Origin of the sequence: Aeromonas sp. s12 (genome assembly GCF_040907925.1) — a bacterium.
In the GTDB taxonomy this organism is placed as follows: domain Bacteria; phylum Pseudomonadota; class Gammaproteobacteria; order Enterobacterales; family Aeromonadaceae; genus Aeromonas; species Aeromonas veronii.
Genome location: NZ_JBFOCT010000017.1, coordinates 26,408 through 44,577, shown reverse-complemented (window position 1 = coordinate 44,577; position 18,170 = coordinate 26,408). Strand labels below are relative to the sequence as shown.

12 protein-coding genes are annotated in these 18,170 nt (G+C 57.7%); 7 read left to right on the top strand and 5 right to left on the bottom strand.

What is annotated here, in order from left to right:
- Positions 1-696: 696 nt before the first annotated feature.
- Positions 697-1,614: a hypothetical protein gene (locus AB5Y67_RS08820; protein WP_201941655.1), complete on the top strand. Its 918-nt coding sequence runs from the start codon at positions 697-699 to the stop codon at positions 1,612-1,614.
- A 379-nt stretch (positions 1,615-1,993) separates the two neighbouring features.
- Here the strand turns inward: AB5Y67_RS08820 and AB5Y67_RS08815 are convergent, their stop codons facing one another.
- Both AB5Y67_RS08815 and AB5Y67_RS08810 read right to left on the bottom strand, forming a co-directional pair.
- Positions 1,994-2,821, bottom strand: a complete 828-nt coding sequence (locus tag AB5Y67_RS08815) for a bifunctional transcriptional activator/DNA repair enzyme AdaA (RefSeq protein WP_199428642.1) — start codon at positions 2,819-2,821, stop codon at positions 1,994-1,996.
- Positions 2,822-2,872: 51 nt separating this feature from the next.
- Positions 2,873-3,637 carry an SDR family oxidoreductase gene (locus tag AB5Y67_RS08810; protein WP_199428641.1) on the bottom strand — a complete coding sequence of 255 codons (765 nt, stop codon included), beginning with the start codon at positions 3,635-3,637 and terminating at the stop codon, positions 2,873-2,875.
- 321 nt (positions 3,638-3,958) lie between these two features.
- Here AB5Y67_RS08810 and AB5Y67_RS08805 point away from each other — a divergent pair, with 321 nt between their 5' ends.
- Positions 3,959-5,329, top strand: coding sequence for a leucine-rich repeat-containing protein kinase family protein (locus AB5Y67_RS08805; RefSeq protein ID WP_199428640.1), 1,371 nt, complete (start codon positions 3,959-3,961; stop codon positions 5,327-5,329).
- A gap of 283 nt (positions 5,330-5,612) precedes the next feature.
- Complete coding sequence (locus AB5Y67_RS08800; RefSeq protein ID WP_199428639.1) at positions 5,613-6,260, top strand: thiopurine S-methyltransferase; 648 nt, start codon at positions 5,613-5,615, stop codon at positions 6,258-6,260.
- A gap of 320 nt (positions 6,261-6,580) precedes the next feature.
- On the opposite strand, the gene AB5Y67_RS08795 is transcribed toward AB5Y67_RS08800, so the two are convergent.
- A complete protein-coding gene (locus tag AB5Y67_RS08795) occupies positions 6,581-9,367 on the bottom strand; it encodes an insulinase family protein (protein WP_368207679.1) in 2,787 nt (928 codons plus the stop codon).
- A 162-nt stretch (positions 9,368-9,529) separates the two neighbouring features.
- Between AB5Y67_RS08795 and sixA the strand changes: the two genes are divergently transcribed.
- From sixA to AB5Y67_RS08780, 3 genes are all read left to right on the top strand, one after another.
- Complete coding sequence (sixA, locus tag AB5Y67_RS08790; RefSeq protein ID WP_005351311.1) at positions 9,530-9,997, top strand: phosphohistidine phosphatase SixA; 468 nt, start codon at positions 9,530-9,532, stop codon at positions 9,995-9,997.
- Positions 9,998-10,130: 133 nt separating this feature from the next.
- Complete coding sequence (locus AB5Y67_RS08785) at positions 10,131-10,337, top strand: DUF1107 domain-containing protein (protein ID WP_005336998.1); 207 nt, start codon at positions 10,131-10,133, stop codon at positions 10,335-10,337.
- Positions 10,338-10,501: 164 nt separating this feature from the next.
- Complete coding sequence (locus tag AB5Y67_RS08780) at positions 10,502-11,419, top strand: DMT family transporter (RefSeq protein WP_064338113.1); 918 nt, start codon at positions 10,502-10,504, stop codon at positions 11,417-11,419.
- Positions 11,420-11,522: 103 nt separating this feature from the next.
- On the opposite strand, the gene AB5Y67_RS08775 is transcribed toward AB5Y67_RS08780, so the two are convergent.
- Positions 11,523-13,139, bottom strand: a complete 1,617-nt coding sequence (locus tag AB5Y67_RS08775) for a peptide ABC transporter substrate-binding protein (protein WP_064338112.1) — start codon at positions 13,137-13,139, stop codon at positions 11,523-11,525.
- 382 nt (positions 13,140-13,521) lie between these two features.
- On the opposite strand from AB5Y67_RS08775, the gene fbp reads away from it, so the two are divergent.
- On the top strand, positions 13,522-14,556 hold the full coding sequence (gene fbp, locus AB5Y67_RS08770) for a class 1 fructose-bisphosphatase (RefSeq protein WP_005336993.1): 1,035 nt from the start codon (positions 13,522-13,524) through the stop codon (positions 14,554-14,556).
- A 100-nt stretch (positions 14,557-14,656) separates the two neighbouring features.
- On the opposite strand, the gene mfd is transcribed toward fbp, so the two are convergent.
- The gene (gene mfd / locus AB5Y67_RS08765) at positions 14,657-18,124 is read right to left on the bottom strand and encodes a transcription-repair coupling factor (RefSeq protein ID WP_199428644.1); all 3,468 of its coding nucleotides are present in this window, start codon (positions 18,122-18,124) and stop codon (positions 14,657-14,659) included.
- Between the last annotated feature and the right edge of the window lie 46 nt (positions 18,125-18,170).

Genomic DNA, 18,170 nt, shown 5'->3' with positions numbered 1-18,170 from the left:
GGGGCAAGGTGGGGAGGGGGAATAACCTCCAACCTTTTTGCTCAAAGTCCTTAAAATAAGAAAGACGCCTTAGGGCGTCTTTCTTATTTCCACCACCAGTTATCTCTGATGCATGGTCAGCATTTGTACTTATTGATTAATTTGTTGATCTTGATCGGGAAACTATCATCATCTGCTTTTGCTTATCTGTCTTGCTCGCTAGGATATCCGTCTGGATATTATCTCTTTGGAGTCACCGATGAATCAAACCAGAGACATCGCGTTGATCAAAAGCTGCAAACTAGATGCTCTCTGGTGGTAGCTTGGCTGTTATTCTGGAACCGTGTGAGCAAGCCGCATCAGTGGGCGTCACAGTGAATGGAGGCGTATGAGATGGTGGTTCCAGTATCAGCAGACTTTTTTGTACGGTTGCTGTAGTGATACAAGCGCATAACGGTACTGACTTATTTACTGAGGCGGGATTTGATGGCGCTTTCCGTAGCTGACTCCTCAACTGCTTTTTATAGAGTGGCAATTGTAGAGCAAAAAGAAGAAGTCAATAGAATACGTCTGGACACCCGTGATATTTTGGCAATGCTTTGATTTAAAATAATTTTTTAGGTGGTTGTGAAGATAATGCAGAGTTATACGAAAGACTCGGCTATTGGATTAATACCGCCTTTCATCTAGTCACTATTAGCTCTTTAAGGTGAGTTTGTGAAGTCAGTAGATAAATGCCCTATATGTTCAAATTTTCGTGATTTACCTAGTCACTTATATGAGTTGTCTGAGTTTTGTAGATTCTTAGATAATAGAAATGAGTATGAAAGGCATGATGTTAAGCGCATGGTAGAAACTAAGGTCGTTAGTGACTGGTTGAAGCTAGCAGCAGAATTAGAAGTTGTAAAAATAAATTCATGGAAGTTTGGCGATGATAACGCTGCTATGTATTGTCGCCCAATTGCAGATGAATATGACTCGAACTCAAAGCACTATACCGCATATTCTACAGCACTTACTCGCTTCATTTTTGTATCGAATGCGCTAGAAGAATTATATAGGTTTGTTGATGGTTATTATTTATTGATTCCATCTATAGCTAAGCTGGATGAACGCAAAAAGTTAAGAGATGCTAGTTTACGAGCTACGGTACTGGTTGATGAGCTTAAAAGCTCAGAATTGCCATTGAACTTCGAACACTCAATATCAAATCTAACGGTTGCATTTGATTACTATCAGTCCATATTTAAATCATCTTTATCGGGTATGAAAGGATCAAAGGTTACTGATTATAGTTATGGTTTACACCTGGTTAGGAATTTGCGAAATTATGTAGCACATGGCATTTTCCCAATTTTGGATAACCCTGAGTACTGGAGTGGAACTGAAATTAGTAGAAATAAGCTCATCTCCTTATTATTTCATGCTTGTAGGGCCTCATGTCTGTACATTCAAGCTTTGTTGTTTAAGTATAATGCTGGTTTCTTGCTAGACGATTATGCTCAAATATCATCAATGAGCTGGGAAGATGGTTATGAAGAATATTTCTTTAAAAATTGCACTGTTGATTTGGCTTTAAATCTTCATACAAAGGTTCAGTTTACCTTTGAAAACCCATTCGGCTACAAGTGCTAACAAACTCTTCATGAGGGACAGCCAGCGCGTGGCATTTTATCATGCGGTGGCTTGTGTGATTACATTGTTATGCGGTAATTACCGTAGGGTGCAATGAAATTGCACCTCTACTTTTGTTCCTTATAGCTTGCTCAATAGCCGCTCTGCAAATGGTGCAATGCTCTGCACTTATTGCACCCTACGTCTCTTCGTCAATTCGCTGGGGTGGTGTGGCTAAGCGCTATTCCTCGCCAAAGCAATAAAAGGGGCGATTTGCGCCCCGATTCTTCAGGTCTCCCCGTTTTATATCGCCGCAGGCTTGTCTGGCGCTGCCTGATTGTCTGCTGACTCACTACCAAGATGCCTGTGTTCCTCATCAGGCGGACAGAAAAAGCCACATTCACTCATACCTCGCCGCTTCCCAGACGTGTATCGCCTGTTTGCGGGTCTCGCCCCAGTGATAGCCGCCGAGTTTGCCGTTTTGCTGAATGACTCTGTGGCAGGGGATCATCAAGGCGACGGGGTTGGCGCCCACCGCCAGTCCCACGGCGCGGGCGGCTTTGGGATTGCCGACGGCGCTTGCCACCTGGGCGTAGCTCACCACCTTGGCGGGCGGGATCTGCAGCAGCGCCCGCCAGACGCTGATCTGAAAGTTGGTGCCGCTCACGTACAAGGAGATGGGGCGATCCGGTGCCTTGCTGCCATCGAACATGGTGTTGATGACCCCTTGGGTGCGTGATGGCGCCTCCCTAAGCTCTGCCTCGGGCCAGTTATGGGCGAGGGCGGCCAGCGGCACCTCTGGGGCCTTTTCATCGAGAAACGAGAAGTTGCACACCCCCCGCGGGGTCAGGGCGACGAATGCCTGACCAAAGGGGGTGTCGTGCACCCCGTGATCGATAACCAGCCCGGCCCCGCGCTGTTTGTACTCGCCCGGCGTTACCGCTTCGAGCTGCACGAAGTGATCGTAGAGCCGCGAGCCGCTGCTAAGGCCTAGGGTATCGGCCACCTCAAGCAGCGGACGCGACTCCTGCAGCAGCGCCTTGGCCCGCTCCAGGGTCAGCACCTGCAGATAGCGTTTGGGCGTCACTCCGGCCCAGCGGCTGAACAGCCGCTGGAAGTGGAAGGGACTTAAGTGAACGTGCGCCGCTATCTCGTCCAGAGTGGGCTGGCGCTCCACCTGACTTGCGATAAAACGGATGGCATCGGCGATGCGGGCGTAATCAGACATAAGGCGCTCTCACGATAAGGTTGCGGTCGCAGGGTGTGGGGGGCGACAACGTCATGTGCGACAAATTGATACCCCACCATCGGCCAGCAGCGCAATGCCGGTGGTAAAGCTGGATGCATCGGACGCGAGGTAGAGGGCCGAACGGGCGATCTCCTCCGGTTGGGCCAGCCGTTTGAGGGCATGCATATTCTGCACAAAGGCGAGGCTCTCTGGCGTATTGGCAAAAGCCCGCCCCATGGGTGTGTCGGTACCCCCCGGCAGCAGGGCGTTGACCCGCACCCCTTGTGCCCCATACTCGGCAGCCAGCACCCGGGTCAGACCGATGAGGCCCGCCTTGCTCGCCGCATAGGCCGCCATGCCGGGCAGCCCCAGGGTGTGGCCGACGAAGGTAGAGGTAAAAATAAGCGAGCCGCCGCCACGCGCCAGCATGGCGGGGATCTGGTACTTGGCTCCCACAAAGGCGCTGGTGAGGTTGGTATCCAGAATTTCCTGCCACTGCGTCAGCTCAAGCTCCTCTATGCTGCCCGGCGTGCCTGTGGTACCTGCGTTGTTGAAGGCGATATCGAGCCCGCCGAAACGGGTTAGCGCGAGATCAACAAGATCGCGGGCGTAACTCTCACTTTTCACATCTCCCGCCAGACTCACCGCCTGGCCCCCCTCGTGGCGGATCTCCTCCACCAGCAGATCCAGTTCGGGCTGGCGGCGGGCGCCGACGACGACGCTGGCTCCTTCGCGGGCAAACAGGATGGCGCTGGCGCGGCCGATGCCGGAGCTGGCGCCGGTGATGATGGCGACCTTGTTGGACAGTAATGACATGGCAGTTCCCTCGCAGGTGTGTTGTGCGCCAGATATGAGGCGCACAAGGTTGGCTGTGGGTTGGAACCCCAATAGGTTCCAACCGACTTGGGTTTGGCCCCCACTATGGCAACCACTCCTCGCCGGGACGACCCGAATCTTGCTCTCTTTGTTGCCAAGTCGTTTTGCTACATGTCGATACAGGCCTTCGTGGCAACAAAAGGGGCGAACTGAGCCCCGAATTCTTTATAATGCCCCCCTTTAAAACCGCCGGACCCGGGTTCGGCGCGCGCTGATGGCTGGCTACACCATCAGACAGATCATCAGGATTGAGAAACGGTTATGCATACTCTGGAACAGCTGCGCGCAGGTGAACTGTGCGGTGCCCGCCATTTGAAGCTCTCTGAAAATCTGACGGAGTTTCCCAGCGAGATTTTGAGCCTGAAAGAGACGCTGGAGGTGCTGGATCTCACCGGCAACCAGCTGAGCACGCTCCCTGACGAGCTGGCCGGGTTTGGCAAACTGCGCATCATCTTCTGCTCCGAGAACCGCTTTACCGAGCTGCCCGAGGTGTTGGGATGCTGTCCTGCGCTCACCATGGTGGGCTTTAAGGCCAACCGGATTGCTACCGTCTCGGCCAGGGCGTTGCCCGCCGGTTTGCGCTGGCTGATCCTGACTGATAACGCAATTGAGCGGCTGCCCGATGAGCTGGGCCAGTGCGACGCCCTGCAAAAACTGATGCTGGCAGGCAACCGTCTGGGCGAGTTGCCCGCCAGCCTTGCCAATTGCCGCAATCTGGAGTTGCTGCGCATCGCCGCCAACCGCATTGAACGCTTCCCCGAGTGGCTGCTGGCGCTGCCGCGCCTTTCATGGCTCGCCTACTCCGGCAACCCCTTTAGCGAAGGGGCGGAGGCGCAGGCCATCGATGATGCCCATGTCGCGCCCATTGCCTGGGAGACGCTGGCGCTGGGCGAGCTGCTGGGGCAGGGAGCATCTGGTGTTATCCATCGCGCCACCCTTGTGGGTAATCCTGCTGATGAAGTGACTCAGGCGAGCGGCAGAGCCGATGCCAGTCAGGTGGCGGTCAAGCTGTTCAAGGGGGCGGTGACCAGCGATGGACTGCCCCGCTGCGAGATGGCGGCATCGCTGGCGGCGGGCACTCATTCCAACCTTATCAAGGTGATAGGCAAGGTGGCGGATCACCCCTCCGGCATTCCGGCGCTGGTAATGGAGCTGATCGATCCGGCCTTTGCCAATCTGGCCGGGCCGCCGAGCCTGGACTCCTGCACCCGGGATATATATCCCGAGGGGCTGCGCCTGAGTGTGCCGGATGCGCTGGCGATGGCCCACGGCATTGCCTCGGTGGCGGGCCATCTGCACCGCGCGGGCATCATGCACGGGGACCTCTACGGTCACAATATTCTGTTTGCCCGTGGGTCTGACACGCCGGCTCGCGCTCTGCTGGGGGATTTTGGCGCCGCTTCCTTATATGACCGCTGCGACCGCGAGCGGGCCGTGGGCCTTGAACGACTGGAAGTGCGCGCTTTTGGCTGCCTGCTGGAGGAGCTGTTGGCCCATTGCGATACGCAAGACTCACCGCTCGATAGGTTGCATCAGCTCAAAGCGGCCTGCCTCTCGGAACTCCCCGCCGATCGTCCCGATTTTGCTTATATCGAGCGTCAGCTGGCGGCCGCTCGCGCCACGCTGTCGTGATCTTTTTGGCGTTGGCAGGCACGTTTTGGCTTGCCAACGTCATTCCTTTTATTCATACATCGCCATACACCCATGACGTTTTTGCATGGGTTGGTATGCCTCTGCCCGTCATAAACGTATCCAGTAGCGCCGATTGCGACAGCGAAGCGCACGGCAAGGTGACGTCCCGTCATTCGCCCGATAACACGCAGAGGCTGCGCGGCAAAAAGGGGAGGGCAGAGGGTTGCGCGGTGCCGGTTAAGTTGTGATATTGAGGCATCTTTAGTACAGAAGGGTAATAACGATGGAAGCTGCGTTTTGGCATCAGCGTTGGGAAGAGAACCGGATTGGCTTTCATCAGGCGGACTTCAACCACTGGCTGCAATCCTGGTGGTCGGCCCAGCAAGCGGACGAGCCGGTGCTGGTTCCCCTGTGCGGCAAGTCCCGCGACATGCTCTGGCTGAGCACTCAGGGCCATCCGGTCGACGGTTTCGAGCTATCGAGCCTTGCTGTCAGCCAGTTCTTCAGTGAAAACCAGCTCGCCGCGACCGTGAGCGAAGTGGGCCCTTATCAGTGCCATCAAGTGGACAGCCTGCGCATTTTTCAGGGAGATTTTTTCGCCGCCCCCAGTCTGGGTCGCCGTTACCGGCTGGTCTATGACCGCGCGGCGCTGATCGCCCTGCCGACCGCGATGCGCCGCCAGTATGCGGCCCTGATCAGTTCGCTGGTCGAGACCGGTGGCCAGATCCTGTTGGTGACCCTCGAATATCAGCCGGAGCAGCAGAGTCAGCCCCCCTTCTCGGTGGGGGAGATGGAGGTGCGGGCCCTGTTCGAGCGCGATTTTCGCATCGAGGTGCTGGGGCGCGCTGCCGAAGTGGATCACCCGCGGGTGCTGGCGGGTCAGCTCTCCTACTTCGATGAGGTGGCGTACCGGCTGGTTCGCCGTGGCTAACGGGCGGGCAAAGGGTGATCTGCGCCGACAAATCGTCGGGCTGTGCGCTCTTCGCTACCTCCTTTGACGTAGATCAACGTGACTGGCGGGGGGAGTGCCTAATATGAGGCTGTTTCTCAATCACTGTTGGCATTGCAAAGCGAGTATCGGGTCTTTCCCGCTTGCTGATCAGCAACTCAGTGTCTGATTTTCACGCTCATGTTCACTTTTGGCGGCTTTGGTCGCAATTGTTATGGTTTTTCCAGCCGACCCTGATGGGTCGGCTTTTTATTGCCTGCGATTTGCCGTGGGCAGGAAAAACGGAGGAGTGCGAGGCCTGATCAGGCCTCGAAGGTGGCGGCATTGAGCCGAAATGCTCGTGGATCATCGATAAACTGGCCGGTGATCCGCTCGTCATGTTCGTGCCCCTGACCATAGCTGCAGAGGATCAGCCGATCGGAGGTGCGCGATCGCAGCTGGGTGATAAAGCGCACCAGATCGGCGCGGCTCAACTTGCCCACCTCGTCGCAGACCCGCTCCCGCTGATCAAACCCCAGATCCTTGTTGCCGATGCTGACCCACAGCCGCTGGCCGCGACTGCGCAGATTGGCATCCCGCTCGCTCAGCTGGGCTTGCAGCCCCGCTTTGCTCTCCTGCCACTGCTGCTCGGTGAATTCGAGCATGGCGAGCGGGAAGAGGTCGATAAACTCCTCCACCGCATCGAGCAGGATCTGCGGCCCAGCCACCGGCGACTGGATATAGAAGATCAGGCCCGGGTGGCGATTGAGGGGCAGGTTGCCGGCACCCACCACATACCCCAGTTGCTGACGGGTACGCAGCTCGTGGAAGAAGGTGGAGGACATGATGTGGTTCGCCAGAGTGAAGCAGGCGAGATCCCGCGCCCGGGTGGTACGGGACTGGTAGTAGACCAGCAGTGCCGAGTCTTCGTGATCGCAACCCTGCTCGCGAATAAGGGTGCCTCTGTCCTGAATGGAGATGAGCGGACGACGGGTCTCGCCGCTCGGTTTGCTGCTGGTGCCATTGATGTCGCTCAGGTGGCGCTCCATCAGGGCGGCCAGCTCCAGTGCTTCGGCGGCAGTCCAGTCGCCGTGCACCAGCGCTTCGACATGGACCTCGCCAAACAGCTGGGCCACGAAGCCGGGCATCTCTTCCAGCTCGACGGTGCGCAGGTGACGGAGCAACTGCTCGAACGGCGGGTTGTTGGGTTGCAACAGGCTGGTGAGCTGGTTAAAGAGCTGGGAGATGGGGCGCGCCTTGGACTGGTTGTCCCAGTTGCGAATGAGCTGCTCCTTGATCTCGGCGAAGCGACCCGGATCCGGATACCCCAGGGTGCGGTTGCCAAGGATCATGTCGAGCAACAGCGGCTGCTTGTCGGCAAAGCCGCTCAGGTTGATGGTAAAGCCCCCCTGATGGGCATAGATCTGGTAGCCCAGCCCCGCCAGCTCCGCCGGATAGGTGAGGGCGTTGAGGTGGTCGGCCAACAGCTCCACGGCGAGGCGCGCCATGGCGATATTGCGCGGATTTTTGACCGCATGTTCGCTGTCGATGGAGATGTAGAGATTGCCCTTGGGCACGCTGAACAGGTGCTCATGGAGGTGCCAGAGGCGAAAACCGGGGCGATCGATAAGGCAGGCGGGCATGTCGGCGGCAAGCTCGGGCGTACGCGGATCGAGTCGGCTGCTGATAAAGGGGTTGGGCTTGGGCAGCGCCAGCACCGGATCCGGCTCGCTTTGCTGCCAGCGAATTTTCTCGGCCTCGGTAATGGTCGCCACGCTATAGGGGGTCTGATACCAGCGGGCCAGTCGATCGGTCGCCACTTCCGGCGCAGTGATGGTGATACGCAGGTTGTGCGGGGTGAGTTTGGCGAGGAAGCGGCGGATCAGCCCCTCGTCATATTCGCGCATCATGTAGTCGCCGTAGAGCAGATCCTCAGGTTTGTAGCTAAAGAGGTTGAGCACCAGCCCCGACACCGTATCGAGGGGGCGGCCGCGCTCCTGAAAACGGAACGCCGATTCGAGCACGGTCCGTTTTTCGTCATAGCGCCAGCTCTGTAGCCCTTCGCGGCCGATCAGTTTCAGATAGCCAAACAGGGTGGCGAGGATGTCATCCACATGTTCAAGGCCCAGAGGGGTGAGGCCGAAGTTGACGCCAAAATCCTTGAAGTTGGCGCCGCTAATGCCACCGCCCGCTGAGAGCTGGTTGACCCAGCCTTTCGCCTTGAGCAGGGAGAGCAGGCTGCCATCCCCCTCGTAGCCAATCAGATGGCTCAGGAAGGTGAGGGGCTTTTTGTCGTAAAACTCGTCCACATTGGGCAGGGGGAAGCTGAGCGACAGCTTGCGGGTCTCCTTGACCGGATTGATGTGGATGCGCACGCCGAGATCGTCGAGCCGGTAGAGCGGCATGGTGAGGGTCGGGGTTCCCAAATTGCGATTCAAAATGGGAGCAAAGTAGCGACAGCACCACTGCAACTGGGTATCGATGGATTCCGGCGAGATCATCACCAGCGCCATGCGATCCGCGCTGTAGTGGCTTTCGTAAAAACGGATAAGGTCGGAGCGCAGATCCCGTCCCGGCAGATCAGCCAGGGTATCGAGGTTGCCCACCGAGAACTTGGAGAAGGGGTGCGCCGGGTTGACCGTCTCTTTATGCACCTGATAGCTGCGGCGCATGTCGTCCTGCAGCTTGAGGCGATACTCGGAGTCGACCGCGTTGCGCTCCTTGTCCACCCACTCAGGATCAAAGGTGGGGCAGATAAAGAACTGGGAGAAGCGATCCAGCCCCGCTTCGAAGAAACCGTTGTCGATCTCGAAGAAGAAGTTGGTGAACTCGGTACCGGTCCAGGCGTTGTTGCTGCCGCCATGACGGCTCATAAATTGCTGGTACTCACCAGGCTTGGGGTAGGTGCAGGTGCCGAGAAACAGCATGTGCTCCAGAAAATGGGCCATTCCCTGCCGGTCAGCGGGATCGTCAAAATGGCCGGTATTGACCGCCAGCGAGGCGGCGGATTTGTCTGTGTCGGGATCACAAATCAACAAGACCCTGAGCCGGTTGGCCAGCTCCAGAAAATGGTATTGCCGATGGTCATTGGGACTGGCATATGGGCTCATTGGCGTGTGACTCACGTTGGATTTATTTGAATTTAAACATGATTATCGACCCCGCTATCCCGTCAGGCAAACCCTTTTCTGAGAGGTAGCGCAATTGTTTCCACACCCGTGGCGGGGTAAGATCCCCCGGCTATCAAAACAGGCCCGTTGGGCGAGGTTGTAATGAAAATCTATATCATGCGTCATGGCCAGGCTGGCATGAATGCGAAAACAGATGAACAGCGTCCATTGACCGAGCAGGGTATTGAAGAGTCTATCCAGATGGCCCGCTGGCTGGCGCCTCAGCTGATTGGCCCGCTGGATCGTGTGATCCACAGCAACTATCTGCGGGCACGCCAGACCTGGCAAGCCATATGCAGTGAATTACCTGACGCAGCAGCCGTTGAAGAGAGTGGCGACATTACCCCTTACGGTGATCCCGCTTTCGTGGCCAGCTACCTCACCACTTTGGCGCAGCAACATGACCAGATCCTGATGGTCAGCCATCTGCCGCTGGTGGGTTATCTGGTGCAAAGCCTCTGCCCGGCCGCAGGAGCACCCATGTTCGCCACCTCGGGGATCGCCTGTATCGAGTGGCACGATGGCAAAGGAGCCTTGCTCTGGCTCGAAGGGCCGCATACAATAGGCTAAAAGTTAATAAAAAGTTATAGATTGAATTTTTTGGGAAGAGATGGGCGAGTTTTCCGGATTTTTATAAATATTTTACGGAATTAATTCGCAGAAGCTGCTGTCATACGGATACAACTGCAAGAGGTTGCAAACGATGAGAGTGTTCAAGAAGTACCTGCCACTGATGGTGGCAAAGCATGTCAAAACCTTCTTTAAAGGTCGGATTTACATCCATGGTCGGGGGCGGTTTGATTTCCAATCCGGTTTGTTGCTGATGCCGAATCCGGCGGATATTCCCCATCGCCAGACAGTCACCGAGGTCAACGAGCTGATCTCCAGACTGCACATGGATGCCGCGTAATGCGCTTCTGAACATGTTTCTGCACTGATATGCCCGCAATTTTGTGGGCATATTTGTTTCTGGCGACTGGCGTTCACTGCGTGGCTGTTCAGGCCCACACCTTTGTTTCTCTCCCATCGCCCTCTATACTGGCCCGCTGTTGTCTCTTCGGTCTGGATCCTCTCATGCCCCTTGCCTTTCTGTTTCCCTTCTCCTGCATTGCCATCTGGGCTGGCAATGGCATCGTCAGCAAACTGGCGGTTGGTGTGTTGTCCCCCGCAGCCTTGGCCTGGTCGCGCTGGGTGGTGGCTGCGCTGGTATTAAGTCCGTTTCTGGCCCGTCGGGTATGGCGTGCGCGTGCCCGTCTGCGCGCTGGCCTTTGGCAGATCGCCATGCTGGCCTCGCTGGGCATGGTGCTCAACCAGACTTTTGGTTACTACGCGGCGCAAACCCTGGGAGCCACCGAGATGGGGTTGATGATGGGACTGACGCCGCTGCTGACCGTGTTGTTCAGCATCTGGCTGCTGCGCGAGCGGCCCACCTGGGGCGCTGTACTGGGGGCGCTGCTCTCCATCCTTGGCTTGTCTATCTTGCTGGGGCAGGGAGATCCTACCCGGCTGTTTACCCAAGGCATTCATATCGGCTCTGTCTATATGCTGATTTCGGCGGGTACTTACGCCCTTTACAGTGTGCTGCTCAAGAAGTGGGATCTTGGGCTCGACAACTGGTCGCTGCTCTACGGTCAGGTGATCTGCAGTGTGGTGATCCTGACTCCCTTCTTTTTGCTGGTGGATGGCCAGTGGCCTGATAGGCGGGCCCTGTGGCTGATCCTCTATGCGGGTATCCCCACTTCGGCGCTCTCACCCTGGCTTTGGATGCAGGGTATCGCCCTGCTCGGTGCCAACCGTACCGCCATCTTTATGAACCTGCTGCCGGTGATGACGGCTGGCCTTGCCATCACCCTGTTGGGTGAGCGGTTGACCAGCTATCACCTGATCGGGGGCGGTCTGACCCTGCTGGGTGTCTTGCTGGCACAGCTGCTGGTGCGTCCGGTGGTGATGGGTCGCCGCCGGGTGGTGCTGGCACCCTGTCCCGAAGAGTAATCTTGCGCGAAAGCGTAGAGGGGCCAAGTGGCCTGCTTGGCCGCCAATGAAAAGCGCCTGCAGCAATGCAGGCGCTTTTTTATGGTTACATCTTCCTAGCCGGTTACTGGGCAACTAGATAGAGCTCCTTGCTGTAGACCACATCCTGCGGGTTAAGGTGGGGATAGCCTTTCACGAAAGGCTTGAGCAACCTGGATTTGACCGAGAAATAGATGGGGGCGATGGGGGCATCCGCATCAATGAGTGCCTCTGCCTGTTGATACAGGGCATTGCGTTCAGCGGGATCCAGCGAGTCGTGGGCCTTGGCCAGCAGGGCGTCGTACTCCTTGTTGAACCACTTGCCGCTGTTGGCACTGCTGCTGGAGGTCATGATGTCGAGGAAGGTGGAGGCATCGTTATAATCCCCGTTCCAGCCATAGCGGCTAACCCCGAAATCCCCCTCGTTCAGTGCCGAGACCATGGTCTTCCACTCCATGTTGTTGAGGGTGGCAGTGACCCCCAGGTTGTGTTTCCACATGGAGGAGACGGCCAGCGCAATCTTTTTGTGGCTCTCGTTGGTGTTGTAGAGAATGTCCACTGTGAGTGGCTTGTCCGGGCCATAACCTGCTTCGGTCAGCAGGGCTTTGGCCTGCTTGATCCGCTCCTCTTTGCTCTGCAGCTGGCTAGCCGGTTTTTTCAATTCAAAACCGTCCACAATGGGGGGCGTGAAGCTATATGCGGCAATTTGTCCCTGCCCCAGGATCTTGTCGGTGATGGTCTCCCGGTCGATGGCGAGCGAGAGCGCCTTGCGTACTTTCGGGTCATCGAACGGTTTGCGCTGGGTATTGAAGACATAGTAATAGCTGGCCAGCGTGGGGACGCTGACCAGTTCTTCCGGGCTCTTGCTCTTGAGCTGCTTGTACTGCTCCAGCGGATAAGTGGTGTAGTGCAGTTCACCGGTGCGATAGCGGTTGTAGGCGGCGGTTTCCGAGACGATCTCCAGATAGATCACCTTGTTCAGGACGGTGTGCTGGTTGTTCCAGTAGTGGGTATTGCGCTCGGCGCTCAGCCGCTCGTTGGGGGTCCACTCCTTGAGTACAAAGGCGCCGTTGGAGACGATATTGCCCGGTTTGACCCAATCCTTACCGAATTTTTCAATGGTGGCCTTGGGGGCCGGGAACGTGGTGTAGTGGGCCAGCGTTTTTAGGAAGAAGGGAACCGGATTTTTCAGGGTGACCTGCAGGGTGTGGTCATCGAGCGCCTTGATCCCGAGCTCTGACGGGCTCTTCTTGCCCTGTGTCACCTCGCTTGCATTGACCACTCCGGTCAATTCGATAAACCAGGCGTAGTTGGAGGCGGTCTTGGGATCGGCCGCCCGTTGCCAGCCGTAGACATAATCGGCGGCGGTGACCGGTTCACCGTTTGACCACTTGGCCTCGGGCCTCAGTTTGAAGGTGTAGATGGTACCTGTCTTGTCGACGTCGTAGCTGACGGCACCTGCTGGCTTGATCTTGCCGGTATTATCCAGCTCATAGAGCCCTTCAAACAGATCGTTGACGATGGCACTACCGGCGGTCTCTTCTACCAGCTGGGGGTCAATGGTGGTGGGCTCGGTGCCGATATTGGTCACGTAGATTTGTTGGGCATCCGGCAGCAGCTTGGTACCGGCAGGCACCTGGGCAGCCCAGGCGGGAAGGGCAAACAGTCCGGCTACCATGCCGGCAATGAGAGTCTTGTTCATTGATAATCCTTGAGTTTTATTTGCTTCCAAAGCGAAATCAGTGTGCTGGATTGGCGATCGGATCTCAAGAGGCAATGGCTGAGGGAACGGCAGGCCCATCAGACTCCATTTTTAATGGCTCAAGGCCAGTCAACTCATGGCTTGCAGCAGGTTATTGCCACGAATTAAGAGGCCGAAAGTTATCGATTGAAACCGAATAAAACGCGCCTTTTACCATAACATGAGGCGAAATAGCCTATTTAATAGGCCGCTTAATTCGCTGCAAAAACAAAAAACAGACGTTACATTAGGTTACAAATCAAGGCCGCCGGTGATCGGCATTTTTTTTGCTGATGCCTGCAAACGTTTTCAACGCCAACGGATGCGATCTAAAGGAACAAAAATGCGAAACATGATCACCATGGGTGAGTTCATCGTCAAAAAGCAGGCGGATTATCCTACCGCGACTGGCGAGCTGACCTCGTTGCTCAGCTCGATCCGCCTTGCTGCCAAGGTGGTGAACCGGGAGATCAACAAGGCGGGACTGGCGGATATCATCGGTTCCATGGGCGCTGAAAACGTACAGGGCGAGGTGCAGCAGAAGCTGGATGTCTACGCCAACGAACGCTTCAAGGCGGCGCTGGAAGCGCGCGGTGAGGTGTGTGGCATGGCCTCGGAAGAAGAAGAGGACTTCGTCGCCTTTGACTCGCCGCTCTCCAAAAACTCCAAGTATGTAGTGCTGATCGACCCGCTCGATGGCTCCTCCAATATCGACGTCAACGTCTCGGTCGGGACTATCTTCTCCATCTACCGCCGTTTGAGCCCGCAGGGTTCGCCGGTGACCCTGGAGGACTTCCTGCAGCCGGGCAACCGTCAGGTCGCCGCCGGTTATGTGGTCTACGGCTCTTCCACCATGCTGGTCTACACCACCGGCTTTGGCGTTAACGGCTTTACCTACGATCCCTCTATCGGCTGCTTCTGCCTCTCCCACGAGAACATCCGTATTCCGGAAGAGGGCAAGATCTACTCCATCAACGAGGGTAACTACATCAAGTTCCCGGACGGGGTGAAGAAGTACCTCAAATATTGCCAGGAGCGCGACGAGGCGACCCACAGACCCTACACCTCCCGCTATATCGGCTCCCTGGTCTCTGATTTCCATCGCAACCTGCTCAAGGGCGGCATCTACATCTATCCGTCCGGCACCAACTCGCCGAACGGCAAGCTGCGGCTGCTCTATGAGTGCAACCCGATGGCGTTTCTGGTAGAGCAGGCTGGTGGCAAGGCCTCCGATGGCTTTGGCCGCATCATGGATATCCAGCCCACCGCACTGCACCAGCGTACCCCTTACTTTGTTGGCTCGACCAAGATGGTGGAGCGCGCCGAGGCCTTTATGCGCGAGTTCTCCGCCCATGAGGATCCAGCTAACCAGGGCTGATAGTACGCAGCTGACTGATAGCGAATAAAAAACGGGAGCCGATTTGGCTCCCGTTTTAGTTGGCTTTATCGTGCTGGCTCGTCGCCAGCGTTGCAGATATTCACAGGCTGTTGTTGGCCAGATCAGCCAGCAAACCATCCACCAGTTTCAGGCGCATGGCGCGATCCTGGGTCGGCACCTGGAAGCGCAGCCGGGTCGGCCCGTCCATCTTGTAGACCCGTGGCTGGCTGGAGAGCAGCTTGACCAGATAGGCCGGATTGACCTTGGTCTCCTGGGTGAAGTCGAGATAGCCGCCACGCTCGCTCATCTCCACCCGGCGAATGCCAAGGGCGGTGGCACGCTGACGGAAGGCAGCCAGCTCCAGCAGGGTTTTGGTCGCCTCCGGCAAGAGACCAAAGCGGTCGATCAGCTCCACTTTCAGCTCGCGCAGCTCTTGCTCGTCCGCCGCACTGGCGATCCGCTTGTACATGGAGAGGCGCATGTTGACGTCCGGAATATAGTCATCCGGCAACAGCGCAGGCAGGCGCAGCTCCACCTCGGTGTGCTGGCTCATCAGCTGCTCCAGCGAGGGCTCCTTGCCATTTTTCAGCGCCTCGACCGCCTGCTCCAGCATCTCCATATAGAGGGTGAAGCCGACCGATTCAATCTGGCCGCTCTGATCGTCGCCGAGCAGTTCGCCCGCGCCACGGATCTCCAGATCGTGGGTCGCCAGCGCAAAACCGGCGCCGAGATCTTCGAGCGAGGCGATCGCCTCCAGCCGCTTGGCCGCATCCTTGGTCATCAGCTTGGGATGGGGGGTGAGCAGGTAGGCATAGGCCTGATGGTGAGAGCGGCCAACCCGACCCCGCAGCTGGTGCAGCTGGGCCAGACCGAGATGATCCGCCCGATCCATGATGATGGTGTTGGCGCTTGGCACGTCGATGCCGGTCTCGATGATGGTGGTGCAGACCAAGAGGTTGAAGCGCTGGTGGTAGAAGTCGGACATGATCCGCTCAAGGTCGCGCTCGCGCATCTGGCCGTGGGCGATGCCGATACGCGCCTCTGGCACTAATTCGGCAAGATCGGCGGCGCACTTCTCGATGCTCTCCACGTCGTTGTGCAGGTAGTAAACCTGACCACCACGCTTCAATTCCCGCAGCACCGCCTCGCGCACCACAGCCGGTTCGTGCTGACGCACGAAGGTCTTGATGGCGAGCCGCTTGGCGGGCGGGGTGGCGATGATGGAGAGATCCCGCATACCGGACATCGCCATGTTGAGGGTGCGCGGAATAGGGGTGGCGGTGAGAGTGAGGATATCCACATCGGCCCGCAGCGCCTTGATCTTCTCCTTCTGGCGCACCCCGAATCTGTGCTCCTCATCGACGATGAGCAGTCCCAGATCCTTGAAGGTGAGTTCGGAGCCGAGCAGCTTGTGGGTGCCGATGATGATGTCCACCTTGCCTTCGGCCAATTCCTTCATCACAGCGCTCTGCTCCTTGGCGGAGCGGAAGCGGCTCAGCACCTCGACCCGCACCGGCCAGTTGGCGAAGCGGTCGCGGAAGTTGTCGTAGTGCTGTTGCGCCAGCAGGGTGGTGGGCACCAGCACGGCAACCTGCTTGCCGCCGTGGACGGCCACAAACGCCGCCCGCATCGCCACTTCGGTCTTGCCGAAACCTACGTCGCCACACACCAGTCGGTCCATGCTCTTGGCCTGACACATGTCCCCCAGCACCGCATTGATGGCGTTGAGCTGATCGTCGGTTTCCTCGAACGGGAAGCTGGCGGCAAACTGGCGATAGGCCTCTTTGTCGTGCTTGAAGGCAAAACCGGCGCGAGCGGCGCGATGAGCGTAGACATCCAGCAACTCGGCTGCCACATCGCGCACCTTCTCCGCCGCCTTGCGCCGCGCCTTGCTCCAGGCCTCGCCGCCGAGTTTGTGGCTGGGTGGGTTATCAGAGCCGGTGTAGCGGCTGATAAGGTGCAAACTGGTGACCGGCACGAACAGCTTGTCGCCGCCGGCATATTCGAGGGTCAAAAACTCGGTGGGCAGACCACCAGCGTCGATGGTTTCGAGCCCCAGATAGCGGCCGACCCCGTGATCGAGATGGACCACCGGCTGGCCCTGGGTCAGCTCGCCCAGGTTTCTGATCACCGCATCGGAGCTTAAGTTTTTGCTCTTCTCCCGTGCCCGCTTGCTGCGCACCTTGCCGCCCAGCAGTTCGGTCTCGGTGATCAGCGCCAATGGATCCTGACCGGCCTCCTGCCACAGGAAGCCACGTTCAAGCGGTGCCACCAGCAGGCCGTGACGATCTTGGCTTGCCATAAAGGCGTCGAGGGAGGGGAACTCTTTAGGTTGCAACGAGATACGCGCCAGCAGATCGCCGAGCACCTCCCGCCGTCCTTCGGACTCCACCGCAAACAGGGTGCGCCCGGCAAAACCTTGGAGGAACTGGTTGAGCGCCAGCAGGGGTTGCTCCTTGCTGTGATCGAGTTGCAGATCCGGCAGCGCCTCGATGGGCAGATCGTGCTGACCGGCATCGCCCGCGGTGGCGGCCTCTTGCAGCCGCACCGCGCCATATTGGCCCAGAGAGGCAAAGAGCTGCTCCACCGGCAGATAGAGCTGGGCCGGGGGTAGCAGGGGGCGAGTGTTGTCCCAGCGTCTGTCTTCATAGCGCTGGCCGATATCGTTCCAGAAACGCTGGGCGGCGGGGTAGATATCCCCCACGGTGAGCAGAAGGGTCTCTTCCGGCAGGTAGTCAAACAGGCTGGCGGTCTGGTTGAAGAAGAGCGGCAGATAATACTCGATGCCAGCGGGCCAGCGCCCCTTGCTCACCTCCTGATAGACGGAGCCCTCGGCCCGCGACAGCTCGAACTGCTCGCGGAACTGGCCGCGAAACAGTTCGATGGCCGCCTCGTCGGTAGGGTATTCCCTGGCGGGCAGCAGGCTGACCGTCTTGACCGGTTCGCTGGAGCGCTGGGTTTCGGGATCGAATGGGCGGATGGAGTCCACTTCATCGTCGAAGAAGTCGATGCGATAGGGGCTGCTACTGCCCATGGGGAAGAGATCGAGCAGGGAGCCGCGAGCGGCAAATTCGCCATGTTCCAGCACCTGATCCACTGCCACGTAACCCGCCTCGGCCAGCCGCCCGCGCAGCTGTTGCAGGTTGAGGCGCTGACCGGCCTTCACCATCAGGCTGTATTTGTCGAGATAGACCCGGGGGGCGCAGCGCAACATCAGGGTGGAGATGGGGACAATCAGCACCCCCTTGCTCATCTGCGGCAGCTTGTAGAGAGTCTCGAGCCGCTGGGAAATGATGTCCTGATGAGGAGAGAAGGTGTCGTAGGGCAGGGTCTCCCAATCGGGGAACAGCAATACGGGAGCGGACTGATCGGCTAGCTGCTTGTCTGCCAGCAAGTACTGTAACTCCTGCTCCAGGCGCAGGGCGCTCGGGGTATCGGCGGTGATAAGCAGTACCGGCCCCTTGGCTTCACTGGTGAGACGGGCTGCAATCAGCGAGAGGCTGCTGCCGACCAGCTGGCCGAGTGTGATCTTTTGGCCCGCTTTGGCGGGCAAGGCGGGGAGTGTCATTGGCATGGTTCGATTCTTTTAACGTTGACGTTATCTATCGCGACGT

Excerpts from the sequence above, each read along its gene's own strand:
- AB5Y67_RS08775 (WP_064338112.1), bottom strand. The coding sequence starts at position 13,139 with ATGAACAAGACTCTCATTGCCGGCATGGTAGCCGGACTGTTTGCCCTT.
- AB5Y67_RS08795 (WP_368207679.1), bottom strand. The coding sequence starts at position 9,367 with ATGAGCCCATATGCCAGTCCCAATGACCATCGGCAATACCATTTTCTG.
- AB5Y67_RS08815 (WP_199428642.1), bottom strand. The coding sequence starts at position 2,821 with ATGTCTGATTACGCCCGCATCGCCGATGCCATCCGTTTTATCGCAAGT.
- fbp (WP_005336993.1), top strand. The coding sequence starts at position 13,522 with ATGCGAAACATGATCACCATGGGTGAGTTCATCGTCAAAAAGCAGGCG.
- AB5Y67_RS08785 (WP_005336998.1), top strand. The coding sequence starts at position 10,131 with ATGAGAGTGTTCAAGAAGTACCTGCCACTGATGGTGGCAAAGCATGTC.
- mfd (WP_199428644.1), bottom strand. The coding sequence starts at position 18,124 with ATGACACTCCCCGCCTTGCCCGCCAAAGCGGGCCAAAAGATCACACTC.
- sixA (WP_005351311.1), top strand. The coding sequence starts at position 9,530 with ATGAAAATCTATATCATGCGTCATGGCCAGGCTGGCATGAATGCGAAA.
- AB5Y67_RS08810 (WP_199428641.1), bottom strand. The coding sequence starts at position 3,637 with ATGTCATTACTGTCCAACAAGGTCGCCATCATCACCGGCGCCAGCTCC.
- AB5Y67_RS08780 (WP_064338113.1), top strand. The coding sequence starts at position 10,502 with ATGCCCCTTGCCTTTCTGTTTCCCTTCTCCTGCATTGCCATCTGGGCT.
- AB5Y67_RS08805 (WP_199428640.1), top strand. The coding sequence starts at position 3,959 with ATGCATACTCTGGAACAGCTGCGCGCAGGTGAACTGTGCGGTGCCCGC.
- AB5Y67_RS08800 (WP_199428639.1), top strand. The coding sequence starts at position 5,613 with ATGGAAGCTGCGTTTTGGCATCAGCGTTGGGAAGAGAACCGGATTGGC.